The 16802-nt window shown below is 47.1% G+C and carries 13 protein-coding genes; 9 read left to right on the top strand and 4 right to left on the bottom strand.

Going from position 1 to position 16802, the window contains the following annotated elements; genetic code table 11:
• Positions 1–789: 789 nt before the first annotated feature.
• On the bottom strand, positions 790–1644 hold the full coding sequence (locus HOLDEFILI_RS15415) for a hypothetical protein (protein WP_006060777.1): 855 nt from the start codon (positions 1642–1644) through the stop codon (positions 790–792).
• 455 nt (positions 1645–2099) lie between these two features.
• Between HOLDEFILI_RS15415 and HOLDEFILI_RS15410 the strand changes: the two genes are divergently transcribed.
• The 3 genes from HOLDEFILI_RS15410 (at position 2100) to HOLDEFILI_RS15400 (ending at position 5858) form a co-directional block, all read left to right on the top strand.
• Positions 2100–2363 (top strand): hypothetical protein, encoded by a 264-nt coding sequence (locus HOLDEFILI_RS15410; RefSeq protein ID WP_039865148.1) that lies wholly within the window; start codon positions 2100–2102, stop codon positions 2361–2363.
• Between the two features lie 94 nt (positions 2364–2457).
• Positions 2458–3696: an amidohydrolase family protein gene (locus HOLDEFILI_RS15405; protein WP_006060774.1), complete on the top strand. Its 1239-nt coding sequence runs from the start codon at positions 2458–2460 to the stop codon at positions 3694–3696.
• A gap of 56 nt (positions 3697–3752) precedes the next feature.
• Complete coding sequence (locus HOLDEFILI_RS15400) at positions 3753–5858, top strand: LamG-like jellyroll fold domain-containing protein (protein ID WP_006060773.1); 2106 nt, start codon at positions 3753–3755, stop codon at positions 5856–5858.
• Between the two features lie 314 nt (positions 5859–6172).
• On the opposite strand, the gene HOLDEFILI_RS15395 is transcribed toward HOLDEFILI_RS15400, so the two are convergent.
• On the bottom strand, positions 6173–7765 hold the full coding sequence (locus HOLDEFILI_RS15395; RefSeq protein ID WP_039865147.1) for a hypothetical protein: 1593 nt from the start codon (positions 7763–7765) through the stop codon (positions 6173–6175).
• A gap of 287 nt (positions 7766–8052) precedes the next feature.
• The gene (locus tag HOLDEFILI_RS15390) at positions 8053–8610 is read right to left on the bottom strand and encodes a DUF5662 family protein (RefSeq protein ID WP_039865146.1); all 558 of its coding nucleotides are present in this window, start codon (positions 8608–8610) and stop codon (positions 8053–8055) included.
• A gap of 141 nt (positions 8611–8751) precedes the next feature.
• Here HOLDEFILI_RS15390 and nusB point away from each other — a divergent pair, with 141 nt between their 5' ends.
• The 6 genes from nusB to recN are packed head-to-tail and all read left to right on the top strand — an operon-like array spanning position 8752 to position 15098.
• Complete coding sequence (nusB, locus tag HOLDEFILI_RS15385) at positions 8752–9129, top strand: transcription antitermination factor NusB (protein WP_039865145.1); 378 nt, start codon at positions 8752–8754, stop codon at positions 9127–9129.
• Positions 9126–10457 (top strand): exodeoxyribonuclease VII large subunit, encoded by a 1332-nt coding sequence (xseA, locus tag HOLDEFILI_RS15380; protein ID WP_006060765.1) that lies wholly within the window; start codon positions 9126–9128, stop codon positions 10455–10457. The genes nusB and xseA overlap by 4 nt, the downstream gene beginning before the upstream one ends.
• Positions 10454–10675: an exodeoxyribonuclease VII small subunit gene (xseB, locus tag HOLDEFILI_RS15375; protein ID WP_006060764.1), complete on the top strand. Its 222-nt coding sequence runs from the start codon at positions 10454–10456 to the stop codon at positions 10673–10675. The genes xseA and xseB overlap by 4 nt, the downstream gene beginning before the upstream one ends.
• Positions 10672–11514 (top strand): polyprenyl synthetase family protein, encoded by an 843-nt coding sequence (locus HOLDEFILI_RS15370; RefSeq protein WP_006060763.1) that lies wholly within the window; start codon positions 10672–10674, stop codon positions 11512–11514. The genes xseB and HOLDEFILI_RS15370 overlap by 4 nt, the downstream gene beginning before the upstream one ends.
• Positions 11515–11538: 24 nt before the next feature.
• Positions 11539–13404 carry a 1-deoxy-D-xylulose-5-phosphate synthase gene (gene dxs / locus HOLDEFILI_RS15365; RefSeq protein ID WP_039865144.1) on the top strand — a complete coding sequence of 622 codons (1866 nt, stop codon included), beginning with the start codon at positions 11539–11541 and terminating at the stop codon, positions 13402–13404.
• A gap of 23 nt (positions 13405–13427) precedes the next feature.
• Positions 13428–15098, top strand: coding sequence for a DNA repair protein RecN (recN, locus tag HOLDEFILI_RS15360; RefSeq protein WP_006060761.1), 1671 nt, complete (start codon positions 13428–13430; stop codon positions 15096–15098).
• A 731-nt stretch (positions 15099–15829) separates the two neighbouring features.
• Here the strand turns inward: recN and HOLDEFILI_RS15355 are convergent.
• Positions 15830–16606 carry a hypothetical protein gene (locus HOLDEFILI_RS15355; RefSeq protein WP_021631613.1) on the bottom strand — a complete coding sequence of 259 codons (777 nt, stop codon included), beginning with the start codon at positions 16604–16606 and terminating at the stop codon, positions 15830–15832.
• Positions 16607–16802: the final 196 nt, after the last annotated feature.

The raw sequence follows: 16802 nt of genomic DNA, 5'->3' as shown, positions 1-16802 counted from the left end.
GGGTAAACTTATTCAAAGGACTTCACTGAAGTGAAGTCCTGAATCATTGATATTATTTTCTACATAAATTAGATTCATAATTATGATGACCCTATATGATTTTAAAGAGGACCCCTACAACGATGAAAATCAGCCCTGTTTTTGACCCTACGCTATTTTAAAGACCATCCCTAACCCTATATGATTTTAGAGCGCCTAAATTATTATAAAAATGTAGCCAGTGGTAAATTTTACTGGCTACAAGTTCTTTTTTAGATAAAATATAATACCTATATATGCACTATGAGTACATGAAATTGTTGATTGGCTACATACTACTATTCCGTAAAGAATTAAAATGCCTTAAAACTGGTGAGGTGAACTAATAGTACGTGGCTACAATTCGGCTACAAAAAGTTTAAAGACGTACTGTAATAACAGAAATATGTGGATTTTGTGGACGGAATATGTATTGATAGTACGGAAAAATACGAGAAAATAAGGTCTGTAAGTCGAGTGGAAATAAAAAGTTTGCAGATCCTTATTTGATCCTTATTCAGTTTCTGTTAAAGAAAAGGTCAAGGCAGGATAAAGTTTCATTAAACGCTTTATCCTGCCTGCTTTTTTGTATGGGTATTCTGCCTACTCGAAACCGAGTAAGAATTCCTTATTTAAAAAAATGCGAGCATTATATTCGCCTGCTAATTGATAAATAGATAAGTTTTTAAAAGTAAAATGAGAGTCTGTTTTATGCAGCACTCCCATTTTTTTGATTAATTTAACTTTTTCAGCTACCTTTTTAGATGCTTTTTAATTTGTTTGTGTGTTAATGTTTTGATTGGAATCTATTCTGATTTTTGTATATCTTTCTAATTTGTTAATTTCAAAGTTATAGTAAAGCAGTTTTTCAGATAGTTCATACAACAGCTTTTTATCTCTTATATTTTTAGAATGATTTACATGGCGAATAATTTGATTGATTAAAATGGGAATAATGATAAACGGAGCGATGGTGAGTAAGAAAAGTATTATATTGCCAAAACTAAATTCACTTGCAGTACTCGGAATATATGTTGATTGAGTATATTCGATTATTGGGTTTAAAATTGCGAGGATAACGATTCCGAAAAAGGCATTATCTATATATTCCAAGAAATTATTTTTCTCCTTTAAAAAATCATGAATTCGATCTATTGTTTTATTAGAAATTTCAAAATTATTGATCTGGTAAATCTCTAAAAATTCATCAAATTTAATTGCGTTATATAATTTCTCTACCTGAGTGCTTTGAATAATATATTTCCAATGAAATTTTAAATTTTTAATTATCTTTCGTTTATCTCTTGCTTCTTGACTTAATGATTCATCTAGTTCATCTTCGATTAGAGAATCTAATTTTTTAATTATAAAATTTTTTTCCGTTATGAAAATACAAATTTGTATAAGCGCTATATATATCATTCCAACCAAAATCATACTAAAAAGCGATAGATATAACCTGAATATAAATGGGATAAACTCTGGCAATGTTATAAAAACGCAAATTCCTAAAATTCCCCCAATCCCAAAAAATATGAATATTAACAACCATGTGTCTAAAACGAAATCAAATTGGCCTGTTCTCGTACATTTTCTACGATAATTCTCTAAAATATCTTCAATCATTTCATTACTCCTTTTTACCGCTTACTCCTGTTATATATTGCAAAACATTAAAAAGTTACTATAAAATTATATAGCTTCTTAGTTAAGACATATTAATCTAAAAAAGACTTGAAACTGTGTAGGATGTGCCTTTCCCATGCACGGAATGTCTAATAATATGCGTGGAATTGTGATATAAAACTAATTTACTCATAGTGTTACCTCTCTATCTCTGTGCAGTTATTCAAAATAATCATACTTCTATAAAAGTATAAAAACAATGCGTTACTGGAAATATATCGCATGGAAACAAATCCATCGAAATTTTGTTTAACTATGTCATGGCGAATTTTGGAATTCATTTTATGGCGATATTTTATGCTTATTTTTTCCTGATTCCTATTTATTGCTATAAATTTAGTGTGAAAAAGTATTTCTTTCCTGTAAAATGAATGTATCAAGCGCTTGGAGGAAATATGAAAATAAAATATGACAAAATAATAAAGAATAACCGTTTAAAAAGATTTAGACTTATACAGGATGCAGAATCATCCCCGAGTAAAATAGCTGACCCTTTGAACAGACAAAAGATAACTATTTCTAATCTCATGGATATGATTGAATATATAAACTGGGTATATGAGCATGGAATAAAGCCGGCAAAACCCAAAATGGAAGATAACAAAGAAATTAGTAATTTTGACGTGACTATGTCCAATCTTATGCAAATGAAAAAGTAAATTTTCGGACTTGAATCAATACAAAAAAAATGAAACTAGTTTTTTGATGTTTAAATGCTGGTAATAGGATTAAGATGAGAAAGGAAATTGAATAATGAAATTAAGAAATGCTTGGTATCTCAATGAGGAGGATCACGTAATTCAAGGTGATTTAGTTATTCATCAGAATCGCATCGCTGAGTTCTGCAATGACTCAGAAGAACTGGATTGCAGTCATCTGTTAGTTCTTCCCGGTATGGTCAATGCTCACTTTCACGGCACCAGTACCGTCACGCGCGGCTTGTTTATGGATATGCCGGTGGCGCAATGGCTCAATAACACGCCACAGGGACAGCTTCAACAACGATTTGTCAATGCGTTAAACCGCTGTACAGAAGAAGAAAAGATTCAACTATCGCTGTATGAATATATATCGATGCTGAAGCAAGGCATAACGACCGTTTTTGACTGCCGGTTGTTTCAACAAGATTATCAAGCCAAGAAAAGAGCTGGCGAGCTGTGCGGAATCCGTCTGACTTTGGAAGCGGATGATCCATCACAATTAGAAGATCAAGAGCTGTTAAAAACAGCGCTGCCGTTGCCGGAGGAAAGCAGCTGGTCACAGGATCGCTGCAGCCAAGCACAGTTCTGGAAACAAAATCATCCGCAGACAATGTTCAAAGCGCATTGCATGGAAACGGATCTGGCCGCTGAGGCCATTCGATCCAAAGGCTATCAACATACGATTGAAGCTTATGCTCAAGCCGGTATGCTCGATGAACACAGTGTTCTCATTCATAATTGCAAAGCTCCGGCAGAGGCGATCCAGCTTGCCGCAAAACGAGGCGCACGGATGGTCAACTGTCCAATCTCCAATCTAAAGTCGCAGAATGGCGTCAGTCCGCTGAAAATGATGCTTGATCAGGGAATTGAAATCGGGTTGGGCACAGATTGGGGAAGACTGCAGTTCATGGATGTTATGAAATGTGAGTATCTGCTTCTGCGGGATCAACATGTTCTCAATCCTGCACAAATCGTCTGGAAAATGGCGACGGAGTGGGGTGCACGCTGCTGCGGATGGCCGCAGACCGGCCGTCTGAAGCCTGGAATGCAGGCCGATCTTATTTTTATCCGAATGGACGAGCCGGATTTTCAGCCGCTGATCAGCACGCCGCAGTTCAGCGACGTCCTGCAGAATTGGGTCCTCGACGGCCGCTCAGAATGGATCGAACATGTCATGGTCGCCGGGCAATGGAAAGTCAAAAATCGGAAAGGCTGCGTTCTTAACGAAGCTGAGCTTGTTGTCCGACAGCGGCAGCTGATGAAGAAACTGATATCGGAAACCTTGAAGTAAGCATGGTGTTCATGCTTATTTTCTTGTATACTAAAAGATAAGAAAATAAGAAAGGAATGATTTCTCTGTCAATCTTAAACAAAATGATCCTTTCACTGCTGAGTCTCTGTCTGCTCGGCGGTTGTCAGAAAAATCCAAAGACAACACACGTGGCCGATACCAGTCTGGCGGCGGATACTGCGGAGGTCGAATATTACAACTCAACGAAAGCTCCGGAATGGACATGGCGCGAAGGGATTAAAATGGATGCCTATCTTTTAACCAGCGACGCGGAGCATACGATGGAAAGCACGATCCTGAACGGCAGCGATACCGCGACCCTCAGCTTCTGGATCAAGCCGTCGACAAACGTTCCGGATCTGCCGCTGATCTCCGTAGTCAACGAACAGCAGGAAATGATGAAGCTGACCAACCTGACGGCCCGGGAAGACGGAACTTTGCAGGGAATGGCGCTGCAGATGAAAGCTGAAGGACAGGAACAGTGGCTGATTTCCAACAGCGAATTTACGCTGAATACCCATCGCTACAATCAAATTGTGATTGTTTTTGAAGGAACGCAAGCAACGGTCTATCTCAATGGGCAGGCGGCAATGACAGGGCAAATGGGTGCTTCGATCAATCAGATCGAAAAATCTTGGCTTGTCGTCGGCAAGGATGCGATTGCTTACGGCGATTGTATGGAAGGCCAGTTCCAGGATTTTCAGATCCGGAAAAAGGCCCTGAGCGCTTCAGAAATCGAAGATGAGTTCGACCGTTTTTATCCAGAGGTATTGCTCAGTGAAATCACCATTCCGAATGCGGAAGATCTGCGAGAAAACCCGACGCTGTATCCCGAGGTGGACAGTCAGTACGAAGCCCAATGGACCAGCAGCAATCCAGCTTTTTTGAAAGTCGAAAACAACGAAGGCGTGATCACCGTTCCAACTCCGGAGCAGGGGGATCAACAGATTACGCTGACGCTCTCAACTAAAATCAAAAACCGTCAGTTCCAACGCGACTTCCCGATCACAATCCGGGCCCAGACGCCGGCAACCCGCTTGCTTCGGGACGTCAAAGCGCTGCCGATTACATTGGGCACATTGCTGAATGCGGGGAGTCCGCTGCCAACTGTGGGCGAAAATGACAGCGTGATCGAATGGAAGGTGGTTTCGGGTGAAATTCGATTGGAAAACAATGTTCTGATCAAAATAAATCCGGAAGACGAACGTGTGCCGGTCCAACTGGAAGCGACGCTCCGACAGGGAAATCAGCAGGAAACGGTGACGATCGAAGCCGTTGTGCTTGACGCTTATGCCGGTTATATCTTATCGTATTTCAACGGCGATCTCGGTAAGGAAACAGGAAAGCTGGCGTACAGTCTGGACGGTCTGCACTGGACTGATTTGAATCAGGGACAGGCCATTCTGACCAGTAAGCTGGGAACCGGACGGGTCCGCGATCCGTTTATCGGCCGCGACGCCGAAGGTCAATTTGTGATTCTGGCGACGGAAGGGTATGATAATCCTTCGATCTATGTCTGGAAAAGCGAAGACCTTGTGAATTTAAGCGATCATGGATTGCATCGGATCGCCTGGTTCGATAAAGGACTGTACAGCACCGGAAGCCGGGCCTGGGCGCCGGAAATGACGTATGATCCCGCTGCCGGAGAGTATGTGATTTATTATTCCGATGCGCAGGATCCGAAAAGCGGATCCATGTTTGCGGTGACTACCCAGGATTTTGAAACCTTTACTTATCCCAAATCGCTGTTCAATCCAGGCTATAAAGTGATCGACGGCACAATCCTGCGCATGCATGGTCAGTATTGGATGCTTTATAAAGATGAACGTGAGGCGGCGCAGACGATCTTCTATGCGGGCACCCAGGATCTGACTGCGGGGTTTACGCGCCGCTATGATGATTTGTTCATTTATAACCGCAAGTATATTGAAGGACCGTTTACGTTGCCGTCGCTGCATGAGCCCGGCGTTTTCTATCTGTACGTAGACAATTACCCGAATCAGCGTTTCTATGTCGCCCGCTTTTCTCAATTAGGAGAAGACGCTGATTTTGAGTGGCTCGCAGAAGGCGACTATACGCTGCCCAACAACGACGTCCGGCATGGCTCCGCGATCCCGGTAACGCAGAAAGAGCTTGATCGTATACTTCAAGCCTATTCCTGATTTTTAACGGTCAGGGATTGAACAGGACAGCTGAGATCGCCGCGAATCCGCGTTGGACAGTTTAATTTTAATTCATCCATGTTCTAATGAAAAACGTTTCTTACTCGAGCCCTGGCTTCAACCGGGACTGATTTAAGAAACGTTTTTCTGTAACAGCGAAAAGATCAAAGTTCCGTCTTCTTCTCTGATCTTTTGCTTCGCTTTTCGTATTTCAATGTAGGCCTTCCTTGCACCGCAAGTCTTCCTTTTACCAGATCAGGCAAGTGATAACAAGTTGTCATTCTTTGCCCCGGAAGGAAAGGGTCTTCGACACTTTAAGCTAATCCGAATTCCCTCCAGACGGATAAAATTGTACTGTGACTGTGACCGGTTAATCGGCCGGCCTCTCTGGCAGACAGAAGCGGATGATCCTGTTTCATCTGGCAGATTGTCTGAATATCACAATCTTTGATTCTCTTCTTCGACATGGAAATTTTGAAATTTTTGTTCTGTTTCTCCGCTTGCTCATCATAGAGACCACTTTGTTTCAAAATCCGGTAAACCGCATGACGCTCCATGCCGACAAGCTCAGCTATTTCCTGAGTGGAGGCTTGCGGACGATCCTTTTTCAGCTGTCGAATCTTTTCATTCCGCGCTTGGGTCCGATGATGATAACGGACCTGCTGCCGCTTTACGCCCAGCTTTCGTTCCTTCTGACTATTATAAATTCCGGCGTTGACCTGGACTTCTTTTACTAAATCCCGGCTGACGCCGAAGTGTTCCGCCAGGGCCCGTACTGACATTTCAGGATTTTTAACGCTCATTTCCAGGATGTTCAGTTTTTCTGATTTCCACGCGGCTTTTGTGAGTTCGATCCAATCCAGACCAGCCAGATCGCATTTCAGGATTTGAGAAAGTGAGGAGCGAAGCAGATCAGCTTTGATCGCTTCGGTTTCGCTTTTCTTACAGTTAATTTCAAGATAGCGCTCAGCGGCGATGCCATGGTCCAGGGCCAGCTTTCTTTTTTGCGCGTCGTTCACTTTGTTTTTCTTTAACGTATTCTTAAAATAACCAGTGCCTTCCTCATAATGCTGCTTTCCATGCGCTTCCAGGATCACGCCGAAATCCGGCAGATAGAAATCATAGGAAAACGACTGCGCCCAAGGCAGCTCTTTTCTGGAAGCTTCCTGGATATAATGAATTCCAAGATAATCCAGCACGGATTTAATCAGCCGGTGCGGAAAGGAGCGCCCGACAGACCAGGAACAGGCGCAGCCGATGGAATGCGTATGATGCAGCGTCGCAATCGCAATCGCTTTTTCGCGCACGTTACCGCAATAGGGACAACGGAAGCGAAGCTTTTTGTTTTGCCCGCGGGTGTATTGTCGGGCTTCGTCTTCACCGCCGGGGAAAAAGGGGATCATCCAGCGATCAGTTTGAGCGATGGAACGCTTGCCGGACAGAGGCGAATACCGACAGCGGCCACAGGCGCAGCTTTTTGGCGGCAGAACTCGTTCTTCCGCCATCCAGGTTTTAGCGCTGCACCGCGAACACAGGATCAGAACTTCGCGCTGCGTCATCCTGGGATTGGATTTTAAACGCCCGCGGCGCTGATCTATAATCGTATAATCCCGCCGGGCGTCCGCAAACCGCTGCCCCAGCGACGTAACAAAATCGAAATGGCGTGTTTGAAGGATCCTGCCTAAAATACAATGCTTAACGGAACTGGCCGGCACCGCGGGAATAATCCTACCGGCATACCGGATATCCAGCACCGCTTCACCATGATTTCCTTTTCCAACCCGCAGGATCGTCAGCAGGCCCTGTTGATCATCATACTGAAAGGGAACATCAAAGCCTTCGGACTGATTCCAGGCTATGAAATGACGCGCGTCGCGGGGAAGTCCGGATAAATCAACAGAGCGCATGGGATCACCTCGCTTTTATCCAACGGATTGTTTCTGAGATAGAACTTAACTGTAAATAAAAAGAGAATTATGGCTCAGTCTGCGCTGAAAATCCTGATGAAAGTGGGATGCGGAAAGTAAAGCAATGGGGAAGGGATGCCGCACTGTTTCTTTAGGAATATATCTTTTTTGCCGGAAGAACGGTCTTCAACAGGAAGAAAAGCGGCTGTCCTGCGCCGCTTGCTTGTCCTCTGTAAAAATCTGTTAAACAAGCGATCAGAGCCTTCAAAACATGAATTCAGAATACTTTAAATGGCCTCCGAGCGCCGCAAATCCTGCTTGATTTTCTTGAATGCCGCGTCGATCCCGAAATCTCTAACCCATTCCAAATACTGCTGAAGCAGCGCTGCGGTATGCGGATGCATGAACTGCTTGTCGCTGCCCTGAAGGAAATACTCGATCGGCGAAGCGTTTGTGTACTTCTCTTTCTGATACGTCTGACACGCTGCGATCCGGTCGCAGACCATCTCTGCGACATACCGCTTCGGCATTTCCACGCAAAATAAGCCTTGACATTGCTTGTTCCGGTCAATCCAATACTCCCAGTGATGCTTGTTATGCCCTTTGTGATGCAGCCAGCCCTCGGAATAGCCTTTGGCTTCTTTTTCGGCATCGATCGGCGAGCGGTAGCCTTGGAAATAACGCACTCCCGCCCAGAATTCAACCGGGCTGTATTTCGACAGATCATGAAGCAGACCCTGCTTGATCAAGCCCATTTTAAAGCACAGCCGCGTCACCCGCAGCTTGTGCAGCGTAATCGTCTTTAAATGTCCCCAGAAACGTGCGGGGAATGAGGAAGAACGCATATCGATCCTTCTTTCTGTTCTGTTTTCCATTCTATAGGAATGTTAAAAAAAAGGCAAATCAAAAGTCCGCAAAAAGGCATGAGAAAGAGTTTCAACAAACCGTTTTTCATGCTAAAATAATACAATGAGCGGAGGGTTAACATGAACCGACATAGTTGTAGAGAAAAAGCGATGATCTGTTTGTATCAGCATCGTCTGCTGAACAAACCGATGGATGAAATCATTGAGGAAGTCATGGAGATGAAAACCGGAGAGCTGGATGATTTCAGCCGGATTCTGATCCTGGATACCCTGGACAATGAAAACCGATATATCCAATACATTAACGAAACCTTAAAGGATTGGAGCTTCGAGCGCTTAGGCGTTCTCGAACAGGCGATCCTGCTGATGGCATGCAGCGAACTGGATCACCAGACGGCCTCGGCAGCGATCATCATTGATGAAGCCGTGCGGTTAGCGAAAGATTACTGCGACGACGAAGCCTACCGATTGATCAACGGCGTTCTGGACAGAATATGAGAAACCGGCAGCTGAGCGTCAGCGCCTTAGTCCGGTATCTGAAAGGCAAGCTGGATCAGGATCCGCTGATTCAGCGGGTGATTGTTGCGGGCGAGATTTCCAATTTCACAGCCCATCGCAGCGGCCATTGGTATTTTACATTAAAGGATGAGAAATCACGCATCAGCTGTGTGATGTTTGCTTCCAATGCGGCCCGCTGCAAGTTTATTCCCAAGGAAGGCGACTCCGTGCTGGTGCAGGCCAACACGTCGATTTTTGAAGCCAGCGGACAGCTTCAGCTTTATGTTACGGCGATGAAGCCAACCGGTTTAGGCGATCTGTATTTAAAATATGAAGAATTGAAACGCAGGCTGCATGAGGAAGGTCTGTTCGATCCGGCCCGGAAAAAACCGCTGCCCCAGTATCCGATGCGGATTGTCGTCATCACTGGAAAAAACACCGCGGCGCGCCAAGACGTTGTTACGACGCTGGCCCGGCGCTGGCCGATTGCCCAGGTGAGCGAAATCCCCGTGTTGGTGCAGGGGGAAGGCGCGGCCGCACAGATCTGCGCGGCGCTGCGGCAGGCGGACACGTTAGGTTTTGACGTCATAATCTTAGCCCGCGGGGGCGGATCGATTGAAGACCTGTGGTCGTTCAATGAAGAATGCGTAGCCCGAACGATGGCCGGTTTGCAAACACCGGTAATCTGCGGCGTCGGTCATGAAGTCGACGTCACGATTGCCGATCTGGTCGCTGACCGGCGGGCTCCGACGCCCACTGGCGCGGCTGAGATGGCAACGCCGCAGTTAGCTGAGGTGCAGAGCCATTGCCTGCGCCAGCGGCAGCAGCTGATCTATCTGATGAATCAGAAACTGCGCCAGCAGCGCCAGCGTTATCAGCAGCAGGTTGAAAGCCGGATCTTTCAGGATCCGATGAGTTTGCTTCAGCCGCTTCAGATGCGGCTGGATTACGACAGTTCACGGCTGCAGAACACAACCCAGCGAATCCGCGGCCAGCGGGCCCGGCTGGATCAGCTGAGCGCAGTTTTATTAAACCAGACCTCGCGTCAGGTCCATCTTCAGCAGCAGCGTTTGGGACAGCTGCGGCTGAACTTGAATCACCATGAGAAACAACAGCTGATGCTTCGCCAGCAGCAGCTGAAAGAAAAGATCCGGCTGCTGGACGCCTATTCCCCGTTAAAGATTCTGGGGCGCGGCTACGGTCTGATCGCTCAGAACGGGCGTTTAGTCCGTTCTATCCAGGAAGTCAATGTCAACGAGGAGCTGCGGATCCGGCTGCATGACGGTCAGATCCAGGCCCTTGTCAAGGAAAAGGAGGAACAAGCATGAGTGAAAAGCCGACGTTTGAACAGTCAATGGACCGGCTGGATCAGATCGTTTCGCTGTTGGAACGCAATGAAATCGCGTTGGAACAAGCGATCGGATTGTTTGAGGAGGGCCTGAATCTAGTTCAGGATCTTGATACCCAGCTGCAGGGATATGAAAATAAGGTACAGGAACTGATGCTGCGGCATCAGCCGAAAGAAAGTCAGGACGAAAACTTATGATGAACGAATTTGAAGCATTCCTGCAGCGCCAGTGCCGGCTGCTGAAACGTTCCGAGGTCAGCGAAGCGATGGAATATTCGCTGATGGGCAAGGGAAAACGGCTCCGTCCGCAGCTGTTGTTCGCGGTCGCAGAGGGTTATGGACTATCAGCACAAGCGGGCTTTATGGCTGCCGGAGCGCTGGAAATGATGCATACGTATTCCCTGATTCACGACGATCTGCCGGCAATGGATAACGACGATTACCGCCGGGGCCGCAAGACGTGTCATAAACAGTTTAACGAGGCGACGGCGATCCTGGCCGGCGATGGTTTGCTGACGCAGGCCTTTGTCTTAGCCGCCAACAGCAGCGACGATCCGGTCAAAGCGTTAAAAATCGTAAAGGAGCTGGCCTCGGCCGGCGGAGCGGAAGGCATGATCTTAGGCCAGATTAAGGATCTGGAGGCGGAAAACAGCCAAGCCGTGACGCTGGAACAGCTCAAAGAAGTTCATTTGTATAAAACCGGCTGTCTGTTTACCGCACCGCTGGTCATGGGCGCGATTCTAGCCGGTCAGGACGCGGCCATTCCGCAATGGCGAAGGATCGGCGCACTCATGGGCTTGGCCTTTCAAATTCAGGACGATATTCTGGACGTCACCAAGAGCAGCAAGGAGCTGGGAAAATCAGCCAGCGATCTGGATAACAAAAAATCGACTTATGTCACTTTATTGGGGTTAGGTCAGGCGCAGGATGCGATGACCGAGGTTTACCGTCAGACGCGCGATGCGATCCGTCAGATGAACCTGGATACGCAGCGGCTGATCGCGATTCTGGACGCGATGGAATTCCGTCAGTATTAAGTGAAGATAAGGAGGTTAGCGGAAATGGATTTAACCGATATACACGATCCCGCATTTTTAAAGCAGCTGGATCAGCGGCAGCTTAAAGCGCTGGCGCAACAGATTCGGGAATTCCTGATCGATCATGTCAGCAAGACCGGCGGACATCTGTCCAGCAATCTGGGCGTCGTCGAGCTGACGATCGCTTTGCATAAGGTATTTGATTCGCCGCAGGATAAAATCTTTTTTGACGTTGGACACCAATGTTATACGCATAAAATTTTGACTGGCCGGGCCGGCCAGTTTGACTCGCTCCGTCAGTATGAGGGGCTGTCCGGCTTTCAGAAACGTGCTGAAAGCGAGCATGACGTTTGGGAGGCGGGACATTCCTCGACGTCGTTGTCGGCGGCGTTAGGCATGGCAGTTGCCCGGGATCTCAACCATGAACAATATCACGTCGTACCGGTCATCGGCGACGGCGCCTTGGGCGGCGGAATGGCATTGGAAGCGCTGAATCAAATCGGCAGTGAACAGCGCAACATCATCATCATATTTAATGACAACAACATGTCGATTTCAGAAAATGTCGGCGTTTTGACGCAGAACTTTGCCAAGCTGCGTGCATCCAAGCCCTACAACGCGTTAAAGAACGATCTCAAGACAGCACTGAACCGCAACAATGTCGGCCAGGCGGTGCTGACCGGCCTGCAGAACATGAAGGATGCGGTAAAAAAAGGCGTGATCGATACCGGCGTGTTCGGTGAATTCGGGCTGGAATATCTCGGACCGGTCGACGGCCATGACATCAAGAGCCTGATTCAGATCCTGAAGGTCGCGAAATCTCATCAAGGGCCGGTCGTCGTGCATGTGCTGACGAAAAAAGGCAAGGGTTATTCCTATTGTGAGGAAGATAAAGAAGGTGTCTGGCATGGCGTCGGACCGTTCAATCCCCAGACAGGAAAACCATTGTCGGCGACGCCGGCGGGCTATCTTTCATGGTCTTCGGTCATCAGCGAGATGTTGGTTCGTTTAGCGAAGGACAACAAAGATATCGTCGCGGTGACGCCGGCAATGATCACCGGCAGCAAGCTGGAAAAGTTCTTCGCGGTTTACCCGGAGCGCGCGTTTGACTGCGGGATTGCCGAAGAACATGCGGCGACGTTCTGCGCCGGACTGGCGATCAGCGGGAAACGGCCGTTTATCTCGTTGTATTCCTCATTCCTGCAGCGCTGTTACGATCAGATCAATCACGATATCTGCCGGATGGATCTGCCGGTCGTGATTGGCATTGACCGGGCCGGACTGGTGGGGGAAGACGGCGATACGCATCATGGTGTCTTCGATATCGCAATCCTGCGTTCTTTGCCGAATCTGATTTTAGCTCAGCCTAAAGATGCCGGGGAAGCCCAGCAGCTGATGGCAACAGCGTTTGCCCAGCCGCACCCGATGGCGATCCGCTATCCGCGCGGGACTGCGTTGTATAACGAGCTGGCACAGGCCGAACCGATTCCGGTCGGCAGCTGGACGCTTGTCAATACGGAGCCGGATCACCGATGCACTGTCGTAACCTATGGCCCGGATGTCGATAAAGTCGTATCCAAAGTACTGACCAATTCGCTGCCGGTTCAGGTTGTCAATGCCCGGTTCTTCAAGCCGCTGGATGAAGTTATGCTGCAGCGGCTGGCGGAGGAAGGCAAACCGGTTATCGTGTATGAAACGGATATGCTGGCAGGCGGGCTTTCCAGTGCAATTCTGGAATGGGCTGCGGATCATCAGGCAGCGATGTCCATTCGGCGCGTCGGCATCGGCGATACCTATGTACCACAGGGCTCGCTGAATAAAATCCGACGTTTGGAATCGATTGATATCCTGAGTTTGTTCGATGTGATTAAAGAATACTGCGAAGCTTAAATCATTCCGGAAGGAGGAAGCTGATGCTTAAACATCTGTATGTCAAAAACTTCATTCTGATCGATGAGGCCGATTTGGATTTTGATGCGGGCTTCAGCGTGTTCACCGGAGAAACCGGCGCGGGCAAGTCGATTTTGATCGACGCGATCAGTTTGCTTTGCGGCCAGCGCGCCCAGGCGGGATTCGTTAAAAAGGGTGAAAACAAGGCACTGATTGAAGGCGTCTTTGATTTTTCCGCGAATCCGCGGGTGCTGGCGTTATTGCAGGAAGCCGGTTTTGATGGGGAAGAGGACATGGTCATCAGCCGGGAAATCGGCGCGGAAGGCAAAAGCCAGATGCGGCTGAATCACCGGGTGACCACGGCGAACTTCATTCGTGAGCTGCTGGGGCATGAAATTGATATTCATTCCCAACATGATACGCAATATTTATTAAACCGCAGTTCGTTTTTAAATCTTTTGGATCAATATCTGGATGACGAAGCGTTATTATCCAGCGTTAAAACTCAGTTTAAGGCTTACCGACAGCTGAAGGATCAGCTTGAGGAAGCACGGAGTCCGAAGGCTGAGCAGGACTTGGAATTCCTGCGGTTTCAGCTGAATGAAATTGAACAAGCCCAGTTGAAGCCGGGTGAGGATGAGGAACTGGAAGCGATCGAACGGCGGATTGCGGCCCGCGAGAAAATCTACCAGCGGGTAGCGGAAAGTCTGGAAATTCTGGACGGCGAACAAAGCGCGGTTCCGCAGCTGTACGAGGCGGCGCGGCTGACTGGCGGATTTCCGGAAGAAACGGAACTGGCGGAAATCAGCGAAGCGTTGAACGAGCACTATTACGGCCTGCAGGATTTGAAAGAACGGCTGCAGCGTTATTTTGAATCGCTGGAATTCAGTGAGGAACAAATTAACGAAGTTCAGAGCCGATTGTTTGAAATCAATCGTTTAAAGCGAAAATACGGCCGCAGTCTGAATGAAATTCTGGAAAAGGGAGAAAGTTTCCAGCTGCAGTTAAATCAACAGGAGCACCGTCAGGAATACTTGCAAGAGCTGCAGAAACAGGTGCAGACCGCCTACAAGCAATTTGAAGAAACCGCGATGAAACTGCGCCAGGTCCGGCAACAGAAAGCTCTGGCGCTGCAGAAGGAAGTTGAAATTCATCTGCATGATTTAATGCTTCCGCACGCACGGTTCATTTTGCAGCTGAAAGACGCGAAGCCGTCGGCGCACGGCCTGGATGAAGCGGACTTCATGATTTCCATGAACCCCGGCGAGCCGGTCCGCTCGTTGACGCAGGTTGCCAGCGGTGGTGAATTAAGCCGTTTAATGCTGGGATTGAAAACAATCTTTACCCGGCTGGAAGGTATTCAGACCGTCATCTTTGATGAGATTGATACCGGCGTCAGCGGTCAGGTCGCAACTGCAATCGGCTTGAAGATGAGTCTGTTAGCCCGCGACGCGCAGGTCTTCTCAGTCACGCATCTGGCACAGGTTGCAGCGTGTGCAGATCAACATTACCATGTCACCAAGCGTCAGGGACAGGATTTCACGGAAACCCAAATCCAATGTTTGAGCGAAGATGAACGGGTAGATCAGCTGGCCCTGATCTCCCAGGGCGAATTGTCCGATACCGCCCGGCAGGCAGCCCAGGAGTTATATCAACGCAATCAAAAGAAAGTAACGGAAGCACGGTCAGCTTGACTGTGCTTTTCTTTCGCAAAGATCGCCATACGGTCTTCCGGAGCCTGGCTTTTCCCGCGGGGGCATACAAAGCGTAAAGCGTGAACGCGAACTGAGCATCGGTGCAGACAATATCATTAAGGAAAAAAAGGATAACTCCGGCGTCAAGGAATAGAAATCAGCGGGCTTAAAATAACTTTCCTTTATAATGAATTTATTATATGGTTTAGGTCAGTTTACAAGGAACTACACGCAGACCACGAAACGGGGGCTGCTGACAACAAATAAAGGCTGAGTATCAAGCACCGGGGAAGTGCGAGATATTCAGCCTGTTTTGTTGTCCGGGGTTTCCAAAGGGGCACCCTTTGGCACACGACTTTGCTTGCAAAGTGTAGTGTGTTATACGCTCTGTCGGCGTTGCTGCGAAAATGAGGTTGCCGCCAGGGAGGGCAAGGGCATTTGAAGCAGCAGGAAAACAGGGCTGTGATTGCGTGGCGTGGAGCCGCAAACGCAGGGCTGGTTTCATCAGCAGATAGGGCGTATATGAAAGCCCCCGTCCCTCGTACAACGCCGAACTTCGGGACAAAGTGTCCCGAACTTGTGGATACATTCCCGTAAAAATTGAAATGGGCGGGAAGCCATTTTAGGGCTTTCCCGCCTTGATTACCCTTTAGCAAAGACAGGCAGGACTGTCAACGGCGGCGTATTTATGCGCCGTTCATCTTGACCGTTGACTGGCTCGGCTGGCTTTGCTATTTTCCCGATAAATAGGAAAAATCAATGTTAAAAATTCTGTAACAGTTATCATAATTTACTTTATCTTCTCCATGCCACCAGTTGAGTGGATAAGATAGGCTTTGCCTTAAATCTCCGGTATCTCTCATCAACGGTGGGGTAAAGGAATGTATGTATCCTTTATGCTCTGGTGTCTCCAAAATCCCACAAATAGCAAGTGTTTCAAGGATTCCGATAATCTCACTTATATTGCAGGGCAAAAGTTTACTCTCATGAATTTTTTTACATAACATAATACCAGTGGATTGGTCGCTCATCGCAGATGATATTGATATTATTTCTTTCAAAATATTTTTGTCGATATTCGTAGGGAGTTGTTTATCCATATGAGCAAATTCATTGAGATAAAAAATGGGTTTTCCAATCCCACCCCAAATTCCACCACCTCGATACTTGACATAATTATAAAATGTTCTATCCAGCCGAGATGGAACTTTGTCTGTCTTACCTCTATCAAACATTAGCCAACTTACAGCATATATATACGATGCTAAAATATACCGATACTCCATATCACGAGTAGATAAACTATACAAAAAAGAATTGGCAGCATCACTAAGAGAAATACATTTAAGACTTTGTGTCAAAATGCGTATAGCTTCTTCGTGCGAAATAGATAAATCCTCTAAAATGGCACCATGTTCTTTTGCATACGCAATTTCTTCAAATGATAACAGTTTTCGCTTCGTATCATCCATATAGCGCATTAGAATTTTTTTGCTTTTCTTATCCATAAACATTTTTCCCTAATTTTGGGCTCTTAGTTCCCTTACTTTCTCCCCCGCTGTGGCTTTGGATTTTTCAGCAAGTCCGACTTCTGTGCAATCTTTTTCAGCCACTTCTTTTCTTCTTCAGATAGCTTCTTCAAATTCAATTTGAGCCGCTTGCAAATGAACGCCAAAGCAGCTTGCTCCGGGTCGCTGTCTGGGC

The sequence above is a fragment of the Holdemania filiformis DSM 12042 genome, from assembly GCF_000157995.1.
GTDB lineage: Bacteria > Bacillota_I > Bacilli_A > Erysipelotrichales > Erysipelotrichaceae > Holdemania > Holdemania filiformis.
The sequence above is the reverse complement of the archived record's forward strand: the minus strand, read 5'-3'. Positions and strand labels throughout refer to the sequence as shown.